Consider the following 11910-nt stretch of genomic DNA (forward strand, 5'->3'; position numbering starts at 1 on the left):
TATTTATTTTTCCGAACGTGGAATAACCTCCAACGGCGGGCGTCTCCCTAGTCCACAGCGTAGTGACTAGCAGAATTTCATGAGCGAATTCGACGAACAGTTGAGAGAAATCATTCCCAGATTGCGCCGCTTTGCCGTGTCGTTGACGCGCAACAGCAGCAGTGCTGACGATCTGGTGCAGGCCTGTCTGGAGCGTGCCCTGTCGAGTTGGGGCGACAAACGCGCCGACGGCGACTTGCGTGCCTGGCTGTTCGCGATCCTCTATCGGCAGTTTCTCGACGCCCACCGGCGCTCGCGGCGTTATGCGCGAATGCTCGAATTCTTCACCGGTCGCGACGATGCCGAACCCTCGGTGGAGCGCACCGTTATCGCTCAGTCAACCCTGCAAGCCTTCGACCGACTGCCCAGCGAACAGCGCGCGCTGCTGCTCATGGTTTCAGTGGAAGGCCTTTCCTATAAAGAGGTCGCCGAGATTCTCGGCGCCCCGATCGGCACCGTGATGTCGCGCCTGTCCCGCGCCCGCCAGGCCCTGCGCCAACTCAGCGACGGCGAAATCAGCAGCCCTTCTTTGCGGATACTCAAATGATCAGCCTGCCTCCCACCGAGCGTGATCTGCACGCCTATGTCGACCACCAGCTCAGCGACGCCGACCGGCGTGTGCTGGACACCTGGCTGGCCAGTCACCCGGACGAAGCGGCGCAGGTTCGCGCCTGGCAACAGGATGCCCAGCAATTGCGCGCGGCACTCAGCGGCGCGTTGCAGCAACCGGCCAACCCAGCGCTTGACCCAGCGATGATTCGCCAGCGCCGTCAGCGCCAGTCGCGTCGTCATCTGGCCAGTGCTGCGGTGTTGCTGATCGCGGTCAGCCTCGGCGGTTTCAGTGGCTGGCAGGCCCGGGAAATGACCCTTGTGCGCCCGGCCATGTTGCCAATGACCGACGCCATGCAAGCCTATCGCCTGATTGCCCAGCAAGGCATGTTGCCAGCAGATTACAAAGTCGACAGTGATGGCGACATGCAGCGCTGGCTCGATCGTTATTTCACTCGGGCCAGTCGTTTACCAGATCTGAAGGCGGCCGGGTTTGAACCGGTCAGTGGACGCCTGCTCAGCACCGACGAAGGCCCGGCAGCGATGGTGATGTATGAGGATGGCAGTGGCCACAAGGTGAGTTTCTACGTGCGCCCGCCGGGGCCGAAGAACACCTTTTTGCCGCGTGGCACGCGCAGTGACGGAGATTTGCAGGCCCAGTACTGGTCAGGTGGTGGCTATAACTACGCGATGGTCAGCCCGGTCGATACACCGGCGGCGCAACAGCTCAAGCAATCACTGCCATTCTGAGAACACCACCTTTCCCCTGTGGGAGCGAGCTTGCTCCGGGCGGCGTTCCGACGAAGGCGCTGGATCAGTCGCATCTTTGCTGAATGACACACCGCATTCGCGAGCAGGCTCGCTTCCACAAGGGATCAGCGTCAGGCTCAGAAACCTACGTCGAGCACGACATTGTCCAGATAAGTACCCGCAGGCGGCGTGCTCTGGTCGGTGTAGATCTTCGCGTTGTAGTTGAAGATCTGGCTGCCCGTGCCCAAGCCGTTACCCGGATTGACCTCGGCATCGCTACTCGCCCGCCGCGCCGCGCCGACGCTGCCCCAGCGCGTGGTGCCGGCACTTTTGAAAATGTCGTAGGCCAGATAATTGCTCCCGGAAATCATTCGTCGCCGGCCGCCGACACTCACCGCGTTCTGCCCGTCGCTCAGCCCCACGGTATAGGCACTGCCCTTGGTGCAGGCCAGATTGATGGTTTGCCCGGTCACCGGGGTGAACGCGCTGATCACCGGAGCGCTGCCGAACGCAATGTTCGGCGCAGTAATCGTGCAGTCGTTGGACACCGTCATATTCACCGTCAACGAGGTCGTGCCACTGGCGATGTCGCGCCCAAGACAGATAGAACCAATACCAATCCCCGAGCAGTAATTCCAGTTCCAGAAAATGCTCAGGGTCTCGGTGTACACCCCGGCGGCGACGTTGCTGCCAATGGTTGTGCCGAGATACAGCGGCACGGTTTTCGGCGTTGTACCGTTGAGCAGGCCCAAGGCATCGATGATGCCGTTGCGCGCAAAGTCGTAGGCCGTGCCACGCGTCAGCGGGTAGCTGGTGCTGTTGTTGGCGTAGACCGTGTAACTGATGACATCGCCGGTCGGCCCGACCAGACCACTTTGAGTCGAAGAAACGGTGCCCCAGAAGTGGTCGTTGCTGGTCAGCAGGGACAGCAGCGAACCGGTACAGCTCAAACCTGCATTCAGCGTGGAGCTGGGCTGCGACGTCGTGCGCACGGCGATCGAACTGAGCGTACCGAATGCTGCCGGCGTGGTGCTGACCACCGAGCACGCAGCCTGCGCCGCCCCCGGCAGCATCAGCGCCAGCAACAGAAGCAAGCGTGCGCCGATCATTGACACACCAACGGGCCAATCAGCGGCACCTGGTCCTGATTCATATCGACGCTGAACTGCGCCTGACAGGTCTTGCCGTCGGCCAGCGTGACCTGCAGCGAGTTCTGCGCCTGCAGGTTTTCCAGATACACCAGCCCATCCCAACCGACCACCGTCCGCGTACCGCTCTGCTCATGCAACACACCCGCGCCCAGCGGCAGTTCGCGCTGTTGCGCATCGACCAGCACGATGCTCGCAGCAATCACCCGGGCCAGCGGAAACTCCAGCAGATATCCGCTACCGCGCCTTACAGCGATGCGTTGTTCGACATTGGGACTGCGCACATTGGCCGGCAGATTCAGTGGGTCGATTTCATACTTGCCTCGGTAATAGGCGCTGCTCCACGGCACCAGCAGATGACCGTTCTTGTCGGTCTGACCGACCTGCTGGTTTTCGTAGCGCACCGGAATGTCGGCGAAACCATCGGTGCTGACCACTACAAACGCATCGTCGATGCGGTTGGCGGCGAACACCTGACGATCCATCCACACCAGCGAACCACTGGCGTCGGCCCAACGGGTTTCAGCCTCGGAAGTGCCGTAGACACCGGCCTGCAACTGCACCGACTGCAGGCGCCAGGTGACGTCGGCCTGGCGATAATCGGCGCCATCACCCTTGGCGTAGCCGAGGTTGAAACCCACGCCGCCCTCGCTCGGCACCGCGCGACTGTAGTTGACCCGCTGCTGGCTCTGCCCGGTTTTACTGCGATCACTGCTGATCGCCAGACTGCCGCGCAGATCGAAGGGAATCACCAGTTGCGCCTGCACCGCCCAGTTGCTGTCGCCGATTTCGCGGTTGGCCGACAGGTAAAAACTGCTGTTGCGCCACAGCGGTTTGCTCCAGCTGAGATTGAGCAGCCGCGTGCGCGAGTCGTCCGCCGCACGAACATCGAAATAACCGGCGCCGAGACTGCCCCAACGCTCAAGGTTAAGGCTCAGGGTCGCCTGTTCGCTGCGTCGACTGAGGCTGATGTAGGGGCTGTCGACCACAGTCAGGTCGGCATATTGATCGTGACGTTGCAGGCGTTGGTACGAAAAGCTGAAGCGCTGATTGCTGTACTGGTAGCCCAGGCTCAATTGCTGACCGTCATCGCCGTCGAAGCGGCTTTGACTCAGGGCACTATTGAGTACACCGAAATTACCCAGCCGCAGGTTGCCGCCGAGGCCGCCCAGTGTCAGCGAATCGGCCGCTTCGGCGTGGCTCTCCAGAGTAAAACTGTCGCTGACGCCGTAACGCAGGCTGCCGGAGGTGACACCCGGGCCGTAACTGAAGTCCTTCAAGCCGTAGTCGCGGCGCAACGTACCGGCCGCCACGGAAAAATCGCTCAAGCCTTTTTGCAACAACGTACTGGTGACATAGAACGGCACCGTGGTCGACACCTGCCGGCCCAATGCATCGGTGGTCACCACCACCGCTTCGCCCGCACCGTTGATGAACGGAATATTGGTCAGTGTGTACGGCCCCGGCTGCAAGTCTGCACTGCTGGACTTGTAGCCATTGATGAACAGATCCACCGAGGACGGCACCGCCGCTTCACCGGCAAATTGTGGCAACGGATACGTCACCAGATCCGGGCGTACGGCAAAATCCCGAGAAAACTGCACGCCCCCCAAACGCACCGAACTGCTCCACGGCAACGCACCGCTGATCACGTCACCGGCCTCGTAGGTGAGCATTCGCTCGTCGTCGGAGTAACGCCAGGTGGTGTCGTAACGCAGGTAACCGTTGTCCAGCGTGTTGAGCGAGTCACCAGACAACGTACGCCGGTATTGCCCGGTGCTGGACAATGTGCCCCAACTGTCGAACAGCCGCACTTCGTTCCACGCCGCCAGGTAAGTGCCGGCATCGTCGGTATCGTTGAGGTACAGATCGTAGTTGAACAGTGCGCCGAAACTGCTCAGCGCCGGGGTGCGCGGGTAAGCCTGGCGATTGCCGATAAACTGTTCCGGCAGCCAGTCCGGCGGCACGTCCAGCAGCAGGCGCTGACCGACACTGTCGTAGTCACTGTGCAGCCCCGCCAGGCTGTCGAGATCGACCTCGGCGCCAAGGCTGTCGGGCAGTTTCATGCCGGTCTCGCGCAACGCGGTCACTGGCACGAACAAGCGCCCGTCGCGCTGCTGCACCGCCACCACGCGTCCGGTATTCATCTGGTTGACCACCAGTTCCAGAAACAACTGTGCATCACTCACGGCCTCCATGCCGCTCGGTGGCGGCGGCAGATCGCCGGCCCCGGATGGTTGAACGAACATCAGGCAACACGCGCCGGTGATGAGCCACAACGGACGCTGAATACGACGAACCCGTCCTGGGCTCATACCCGTTTTACGTCCGTCAATGGACTGAATCCTCCCTGATACCGCTTTAGCCGACGTCAGATAACTGCGCTATGACTCACTCACTTGGCAGGTGTAATGCTCTGCACCTGCGGCGCGCCGTTCACCCGCACCTGCAACGCCGAATCACCGGCCAACGGCCCCGGTGCCGGCCAGCGCATTACCGCCCCCGGCAGCACGTACCCCAGCAGCCCTTCGGCAAGCGGTCTGCTCTGCCCCGCCTGTTTGATTGCCACGTCAGTCAGTCGCGCATGCACCGCGCCCTGATTACGCACTTCCACATAGGGCCGGCCGTCCACGGCCACCGTGCGCCAGCTCAATTGCGGCAGGCCGACACCCTTGGGATCACGCGCGCGGCTGCTGTCTTCCTTGCTCCACAGCCCGGCACCATAGGCAAACAACGGCACCGAGTAGCGCATCTGGAAGCGGATCGCTGCGGCGGTTTTGCCTCCGTCAGCGGTCGCGGGTTGTGCGGAAGGAATTTCGTCGATGATGATCCGGTAGGCCAGCTCCTGCCCCGGCGGCACGTCCTTTGTCCGGGTCAGGCGCACCAATTGTTTCTGTCCCGGCTCGATTTTCGCCACCGGCGGGCTGCCGATCACGTCGCGCTGGTTCTGGTATTGCTCGGCGAAACCACTCTGGCTCCAGCCGAACACGCGGATCTGCAGATTGGCGGTTTCACTGCCGCGATTCTCCAGCCACAGCGCACTGGCCTGCTGATCAGCCTCCAGCACCGGATCGATCGGCCAGATCAGCACCGAACTCGCCGCGTGTGCCTGACTTGCCCCAAGCATAACCAGCGTCCACATCGCACAGCGCACGAACGAATGCAGTGACGTAACTGACCCCATAAACCTGCTCCTTGTCGGCCATTCAACTTCGCCTTACCACGACAGTTGCACCTGCAACACGTCGCTGTACGTCCCCCCAGGCTGATTGCCCGGCAATTGCACCTGACCGTAAATCGGCAGGCTGATGTTGTTCGCATCGCTGTAGGCCACCGCCACACTCTGGCCGATGCCCAGGCTCTGGCTGTATGCCGCATCACTAAACAGCGCATACGCCACCCGCGCACTGCCGCTGTTGATCTGCATGTGCCGGCCGCTGTTGTTGAACTGGCCGCCATCAACGCTCATGTTCAGCGTCACGCCCGGCGTGCATTGCAATTGCACCCCACCCGTCAGCGCGACCTGCACGGTGCCGGTGGCCAGTGCCGAACGCGAACCGAAATTCAGCCCGCCATAATTCGACACCCCGCCCACCACCAGACACCCGGCAGTGACCGTGGCACTGACCTGAAAGCTCTGGCTCGTTGCTGCGGTCAGCGGCAGCGGCGCACTGCCTGCGCAGAGCAGGAGCAGCGCGGCACAGCCATGGCGGCGCATGGCATCAGAACGTCAGTTCGACGGCGACAGTGTCGGTGTACGTCCCCGCCGGCAAACCGGCCTTGCCCACTGCCTGACCGTAGATGTTCACTGTCTGCGCGACACCGGTACTGGCGGCGAGGTTGATCGTCCCGTCAATCGCCAGCAGTTGCGAGTGCCCGGCATCGGTGTACAAGTCGTACGGCACGTAATTGGCAACGCCGTCGTACAGCGCCCGCGTGCCACCCGGTGACATTCCGTCGTGGGAGCCCGCGCGTACCTTGACCGTCGGCGTGGTGCCGCTGGAGCAGAGAATCGACAACGCCCCGCCGCCGCCCAACACCTGCCCGGTGGCGGTGGTGAACAGGCTGTTGGCAGTGCCGAAGTTCAACGCACCGAAGTTCAGCCCGGTGGAACCGCCAGCACCGTTGACCTGACAGCTGCTGATCAGAATCAGGCTGGAGGTGATCTGGCCGGTGACCGTGGTGGCGGCGTTGGCACTGGAAACCAGCGCCAGGCCAAGCAACGACAAACCTATCCTTGATGCAAACATACGCATGGTGTCCGTCCTCTACGGGGTTACCAGTCGAGCGTCACCGTCAGGGTGTCGGTATAGACCCCTGCCGGTACCGCACGGGTATTCGCCACCACCGTGCCAAATACCGGAATGGGTATCTGCGCACCGCTGGTGACAGCGAAATTGTGTTGCTGGCCGATGCTGTAACTCCGGACGCCGGAGGGATCGACAAACAGCTGATAAGGAAGGGTCTGGCGACCGTTGCTCAGGCGCCGGGTATTGCCGTCACCGTGGGTGCCGCCGTCGATGGTGACGGTGAAACCGGTGACCGAGGGGTTGCAGGCGACGTTGAGTTTGCCGCTGCTGTCGCCGTCCAGACTGGCCTTGATCGGCGCGTTCCAGGTGGGCCCCTGAAGGCCGAAGTCGAGGGTGCCGAGGGCGCTGAGCGGACTGTCGGGTGTGCTGGTATTGGTGACTTCGCAGCCGGCAATCAGGATCAGCCGCGCATTGATCTGCCCGCTGACCGCCGCTTGCGCCTCGTCTGCGAGCAATGCCAGCGTACCCGCGGCCACCACCATCCAGTGTTTACCTGTCATTGCGCCCGTCCCTGCTCCTTTACGCTGATTCGATCACCGCGCTCATCATCGAACGCCTTCCTTGCGCACCCGCGTCCAGCGGCTGCCTTGAAACCACACTCACCAGGTGACCGTCACCTTGACCAGATCCGAATAACGGCTGACCTGCGGCACCTCAGCCAGGCGCTCGATCCGCGCGTAAAGTGGCAACTCCACCGTGCCGCTGTCCGGCACCCGCCCACTGACCGGAACATCCACCACCAGCGGCACCCGGCGCGCCGCGTCCTGATACAAGCGGTACGGAATCGGTTTACTGCCGACCGAACCGGCCATGTAACGGACTTCGCCGACACCGCCATGCAAACCGCCGTCGACACGCATCTGGTACGGCGTGTCCGGATTGCACTCCAGCCGTGGCAGGCGTTGATTGGTCAGCGCCGCTGCCAACGGCCCGGCCGGGTCATCGAGGCGCGCGGTGCTGCCGAAATCGAGCACACCCAATTGCTCGATACCAGCCTGCCGCTGCTGGCCGATCAACTGGCAGCCGCGTTGCACATCGACGCGCACTTCGACCTGAAGATCCGCCGAATAGGCAGGCGCAGCGAGCACACCCAACAGCCCCATGACCCCATATACATTCACTGCGCCATTCCTTGTCAGTGATCGCTTGCGACGTCGTTTCTGTGATTGAGGTTAGCAACGGTCGACGATTCCGCCAGTCGATTGGATCCATGGATCGGCCGGGATATGTTTCGAAAGATTGACAACGGGGCGAGTAATGTCGCTAAAAATGGCTGTACGTGCCGCACAAATTTGTTCAATAACCGCCCACTGTCGACACGTCGCGGTGGCTGGTCATCTCGGCGTCTGGTTACACTACATCGCCGCGCTCCCGGGAGCCGGTTTTGACGAACACGGAGACGCCGACAGTGCCTGCCCACCCGCCGAAACGATCGCGACTGATCCAGCGCTGGCCGGCGTTGCGCCGCTGGTTCGGCAAGGGTTTGCCGGCCGGCGCCGGGCATGACGCCAGCGCCCAGTCGATCCGCGATTACTTCCGACACAAGGCCAGCGGTCAGGGCTACACCCTCAGCCACAGCCAGCAGCGCGTCATCGAGTGCATGGCGCAGCAGGCCAGTCTGCTGTTGGCCGCCAACAGCCGAACCGCGCCAAGCCTGTATCTGTTCGGCGCCGTCGGGCGTGGCAAGAGCTGGCTGCTCGACGGCTTCTTCCAGGCGCTGCCGATCACTCAGAAACGACGCTTGCATTTCCATCAGTTTTTCGCGCAATTGCATCAGGGCATGTTCAGCCATCGCCTGCAGGACGATGCCCTCGAAGTGACTCTCGACGAACTGCTGCAAGATTGTCGGGTGCTGTGTTTCGACGAGTTTCATGTGCATGACATCGGCGATGCCATGCTGATCACCCGGCTGTTCAAGGCGTTGTTCAAACGACGGATTCTGCTGCTGGTGACCTCCAACTATGCGCCTGAAGGTTTGCTGCCCAATCCGCTTTATCACGCCCGCTTCAAACCGGTGATCGAACTGATCAATACGCACATGCAGGTGATGGAAGTCGGCGGCCCGCACGATTACCGCAGCCAGACGCGTCACTCTGCACACCAGATATTCACCCAGGGACATTACGTGTGGCCGGCCACGCCAGCACAACGCACGGCCCCTGGATCTGCCACCTGCAGAGGCACCGGCCGTTGCGCTAACGGTCGGCACCCGGCAGTTTCAGGCGCGGTTTTTTGAGAAGCGGCGGGTCGGTTTTACCTTCAACGATCTGTGCGAACAGCCAACGGCGGTGATGGATTACCTGGAACTGTGTCGCCGTTTCGACCGCTGGATCATCGATGATCTGCCGGAACTGGCGGAGTGCTCGATCGCCGCGCAACAACGCTTCATCAACCTGATCGACGTGCTGTACGACCAGGACAAGTACCTGACGCTACTCGGTCGTTTGCCCTTGCGTGAAAGCCTGGACGGCCAGGCCATTGACCTGGCGCGCACGCGCAGTCGGTTGGGGCAGTTGCAAGAGATACACAACAGCGACTGAGCACGCCGGCCCTGTGGGAGCGAGCCTGCTCGCGAAAGCGCCCTGTCAGTCACATCTCAGCGGCCGACACTCCGCCTTCGCGAGCAAGCTCGCTCCCACAGGGTTCCATGGCGCTTGCAGCATTCCGCTCAAGCCCGGAACCCGCTTTGCCGTTATCATGTCGCCCATTCCCGGCGCCCCAGCGGCGCGCACCTGATCAATAGCGAACCCCAACATGCACACCCTTGCTCAATTGCGTGCCGGCGAGTTGTCGGGCATCACTCGGCTGGATCTGTCTTGTGGCCTGACCGAATTCCCGCGCGAGATTTTCGATCTGGCCGACACCCTGGAAATCCTCAATCTCAGCGGCAACGCCCTGAGCCGCCTGCCGGATGACTTGCACCGTCTGACGCGCCTGCGGGTGCTGTTCTGCTCCGACAACCCGTTTACCGAACTGCCGACCTGCCTCGGCCAGTGCGCGGCGCTGACGATGATCGGCTTCAGAGCCAATCGCATCGTCAACGTACCCGCTGCAGCCCTGCCACCGCAGCTGCGCTGGCTGATTCTGACCGACAACTGCCTTGAAAGCCTGCCGAGCGAACTCGGTGAGCGCCCTGCCCTGCAAAAGCTCATGCTGTCCGGCAATCGTCTGCAAGCGCTGCCACCCTCGCTGAGCAACTGCCATCGTCTGGAGCTCTTACGCATCTCCGCCAACCGCCTGACCGAGCTGCCGCAGTGGCTGCTCGCGCTGCCGAGCCTGACCTGGCTGGCCTACGCCGGTAACCCTCTGGAAACCGAGGCGGACGCTGCCGCGCTCGACGCGACGGCACAGATCCCCTGGTCTGCGCTAAGTCTGGAGCAACGCTTGGGTGAAGGCGCCCTCGGGGGTGATTTCCCGGGCGAACTGGCAACGCGACGATGGTTCGGTGATACCGGTTGCGGTGAAGTTGTACAAAGGTGAAATGACCAGCGACGGCTCGCCGCTGCACGAAATGAATGCGTGTATCACCGCCGGCCTGCATCCCAATCTGATCCGCGTCGAGGGACGCATCAGTGGCCATCCCGACGGCCAGCAAGGATTGGTGATGCAGTTGATCGATCCGTCGTTCCACAACCTCGCCGACCTGCCCAGCCTGGCGTCCTGCTCGCGGGATGTGTACGCCGATGATTGCCGGTTCAGTGCCGAGGTCGCGCTGAACATTGCCAAAGGCATCGCTTCGGCAGCCGAACACTTGCATCAGCAAGGCATCACCCACGGCGATCTCTACGGGCACAACATTCTGTTGAACGAGCGCGGCGATTGCCTGCTCGGGGATTTTGGCGGGGCGTCGTTCCATGCTGTCGACGACACGCTGGAAACGCGCGCGTTGCAACGTATCGAAGTACGTGCGTTCGGGATTCTGCTGGGTGAGTTGCTGGCGCGCGTCGACTCGGGGTTGAGTGATGAACTGCGTGCGGTGCTTGAAGAGCTGGAGCGGCGTTGCTGTCAGGCGGATGTGCTGGCGCGGCCGGGGTTTGCTGAGGTCATGCGGCAGCTTGAGAATCTGTGACCGCTGCGCGGTCAATCGCGAGCAGGCTCACTCCTACAGTGGACGGTGGTGATCACAAATGATGTGTTCACCTCTGGCCTGTAGGCCTGCGCCTGGTCGCGATGTGGCCATCACTGACGCAGCCGATCAGCCCGCCAGGCCAACAAACATGTCCTGCACGTCATCATGGTTGTCGAGGCCTTCGAGGAACGCTTCAACTTCAGCCATCTGCTCGTCACTCAAGCCGCTGACCGGGTTCTTCGGCTGGTAGCCGAGCTTGGCCGACAGCACGGTGAAACCCTGCTCTGGCAACGCTTTCTGCACCGAATCCAGGTCGGTAGGGTCGGTCAGGAACAGCGTTGCGCCGTCTTCGCCCGGCTCGAAATCCTGAGCACCGGCTTCGATCGCGGCCATTTCCGGATCGGCGTCCGGGGTGTCCGGCGAGGCTTCGATCATGCCGACGTGGTTGAAGTCCCAGGCCACGGAGCCGGAAGCCCCCAGTTGGCCTTTACGGAACGCCACGCGGATTTCGGCGACGGTACGGTTGATGTTGTCGGTCACGCACTCGACGATCAGCGGCACCTCGGTGCGGGGCGAACCCTTCGTAGGTCACGCGATGGTATTGCACGGTTTCACCCAGCAGACCGGCGCCTTTCTTGATCGCGCGATCGAGGGTTTCTTTTGGCATCGAGGCTTTCTTGGCCTGTTCGACCACCAGACGCAGGTGTGCGTTGGTGGTGGTATCGGCACCGTTGCGGGCAGCGATGGTGATTTCCTTCACCAATTTGCCGAAGATCTTGCCTTTGGCGTTGGCTGCCGCTTCTTTGTGTTTAACCTTCCACTGTGCGCCCATTACTCACTCTCTTGATCTGTGGCGCCGAGACATCTATTGGCCGACGCGTGGCGCCAAGTTTATACGGCCTAAAGTCGGCAATCGACCAAAAAAACGCAATGTGGAATCGACATCTTCACCAGAGCTTGTAGGGGAATTCTGAAAAACGCCTTTGACATGACCATTCAACGCTGCGGTTTCGTACCCTCTCAGGCCCGTATTGCCTGACAGAGC

At 61.8% G+C, this 11910-nt stretch carries 9 protein-coding genes and 3 pseudogenes; 4 read left to right on the forward strand and 8 right to left on the reverse strand.

Going from position 1 to position 11910, the window contains the following annotated elements:
• Positions 1–79 precede the first annotated feature (79 nt).
• Positions 80–586 carry a sigma-70 family RNA polymerase sigma factor gene (locus AB4O11_RS26815; protein WP_007917263.1) on the forward strand — a complete coding sequence of 169 codons (507 nt, stop codon included), beginning with the start codon at positions 80–82 and terminating at the stop codon, positions 584–586.
• Positions 583–1338: an anti-sigma factor family protein gene (locus AB4O11_RS26820; RefSeq protein ID WP_460129363.1), complete on the forward strand. Its 756-nt coding sequence runs from the start codon at positions 583–585 to the stop codon at positions 1336–1338. Before AB4O11_RS26815 ends, AB4O11_RS26820 begins: the two co-directional genes overlap by 4 nt.
• 137 nt (positions 1339–1475) lie before the next feature.
• On the opposite strand, the gene AB4O11_RS26825 is transcribed toward AB4O11_RS26820, so the two are convergent.
• The 7 genes from AB4O11_RS26825 to AB4O11_RS26855 all read right to left on the reverse strand — a co-directional run bounded on the left by AB4O11_RS26825 (position 1476) and on the right by AB4O11_RS26855 (position 7899).
• Positions 1476–2447 carry a Csu type fimbrial protein gene (locus AB4O11_RS26825; RefSeq protein WP_460129365.1) on the reverse strand — a complete coding sequence of 324 codons (972 nt, stop codon included), beginning with the start codon at positions 2445–2447 and terminating at the stop codon, positions 1476–1478.
• Entirely contained in the window at positions 2444–4801 is a 2358-nt protein-coding gene (locus AB4O11_RS26830; protein WP_116256045.1) for a fimbria/pilus outer membrane usher protein, read from the reverse strand. The genes AB4O11_RS26825 and AB4O11_RS26830 overlap by 4 nt, the downstream gene beginning before the upstream one ends.
• 80 nt (positions 4802–4881) lie before the next feature.
• Positions 4882–5670 carry a fimbrial biogenesis chaperone gene (locus AB4O11_RS26835; protein ID WP_460129367.1) on the reverse strand — a complete coding sequence of 263 codons (789 nt, stop codon included), beginning with the start codon at positions 5668–5670 and terminating at the stop codon, positions 4882–4884.
• 33 nt (positions 5671–5703) lie between these two features.
• Positions 5704–6204: a Csu type fimbrial protein gene (locus tag AB4O11_RS26840; RefSeq protein ID WP_460129369.1), complete on the reverse strand. Its 501-nt coding sequence runs from the start codon at positions 6202–6204 to the stop codon at positions 5704–5706.
• 4 nt (positions 6205–6208) lie between these two features.
• A complete protein-coding gene (locus AB4O11_RS26845) occupies positions 6209–6742 on the reverse strand; it encodes a Csu type fimbrial protein (RefSeq protein ID WP_460129371.1) in 534 nt (177 codons plus the stop codon).
• A 20-nt stretch (positions 6743–6762) separates the two neighbouring features.
• Positions 6763–7296, reverse strand: a complete 534-nt coding sequence (locus tag AB4O11_RS26850) for a Csu type fimbrial protein (RefSeq protein WP_093434107.1) — start codon at positions 7294–7296, stop codon at positions 6763–6765.
• A 99-nt stretch (positions 7297–7395) separates the two neighbouring features.
• Complete coding sequence (locus tag AB4O11_RS26855; RefSeq protein ID WP_460131163.1) at positions 7396–7899, reverse strand: Csu type fimbrial protein; 504 nt, start codon at positions 7897–7899, stop codon at positions 7396–7398.
• 305 nt (positions 7900–8204) lie between these two features.
• Between AB4O11_RS26855 and zapE the strand changes: the two are divergent.
• Positions 8205–9336, forward strand: a pseudogene (gene zapE, locus AB4O11_RS26860) (cell division protein ZapE).
• Positions 9337–9550: 214 nt separating this feature from the next.
• Positions 9551–10865, forward strand: a pseudogene (locus AB4O11_RS26865) (leucine-rich repeat-containing protein kinase family protein).
• Positions 10866–10991: 126 nt separating this feature from the next.
• Here the strand turns inward: AB4O11_RS26865 and AB4O11_RS26870 are convergent.
• Positions 10992–11697: pseudogene (locus AB4O11_RS26870) on the reverse strand (YebC/PmpR family DNA-binding transcriptional regulator).
• Positions 11698–11910: the final 213 nt, after the last annotated feature.

It is taken from the genome of Pseudomonas sp. H1_D05 (assembly GCF_054682705.1).

Bases quoted from the DNA above. Each gene is read 5' to 3' on its own strand.
- AB4O11_RS26815 (WP_007917263.1), top strand. From the start codon at position 80: ATGAGCGAATTCGACGAACAGTTGAGAGAAATCATTCCCAGATTGCGC.
- AB4O11_RS26820 (WP_460129363.1), top strand. From the start codon at position 583: ATGATCAGCCTGCCTCCCACCGAGCGTGATCTGCACGCCTATGTCGAC.
- AB4O11_RS26825 (WP_460129365.1), bottom strand. From the start codon at position 2,447: ATGATCGGCGCACGCTTGCTTCTGTTGCTGGCGCTGATGCTGCCGGGG.
- AB4O11_RS26830 (WP_116256045.1), bottom strand. From the start codon at position 4,801: ATGAGCCCAGGACGGGTTCGTCGTATTCAGCGTCCGTTGTGGCTCATC.
- AB4O11_RS26835 (WP_460129367.1), bottom strand. From the start codon at position 5,670: ATGGGGTCAGTTACGTCACTGCATTCGTTCGTGCGCTGTGCGATGTGG.
- AB4O11_RS26840 (WP_460129369.1), bottom strand. From the start codon at position 6,204: ATGCGCCGCCATGGCTGTGCCGCGCTGCTCCTGCTCTGCGCAGGCAGT.
- AB4O11_RS26845 (WP_460129371.1), bottom strand. From the start codon at position 6,742: ATGCGTATGTTTGCATCAAGGATAGGTTTGTCGTTGCTTGGCCTGGCG.
- AB4O11_RS26850 (WP_093434107.1), bottom strand. From the start codon at position 7,296: ATGACAGGTAAACACTGGATGGTGGTGGCCGCGGGTACGCTGGCATTG.
- AB4O11_RS26855 (WP_460131163.1), bottom strand. From the start codon at position 7,899: ATGGGGCTGTTGGGTGTGCTCGCTGCGCCTGCCTATTCGGCGGATCTT.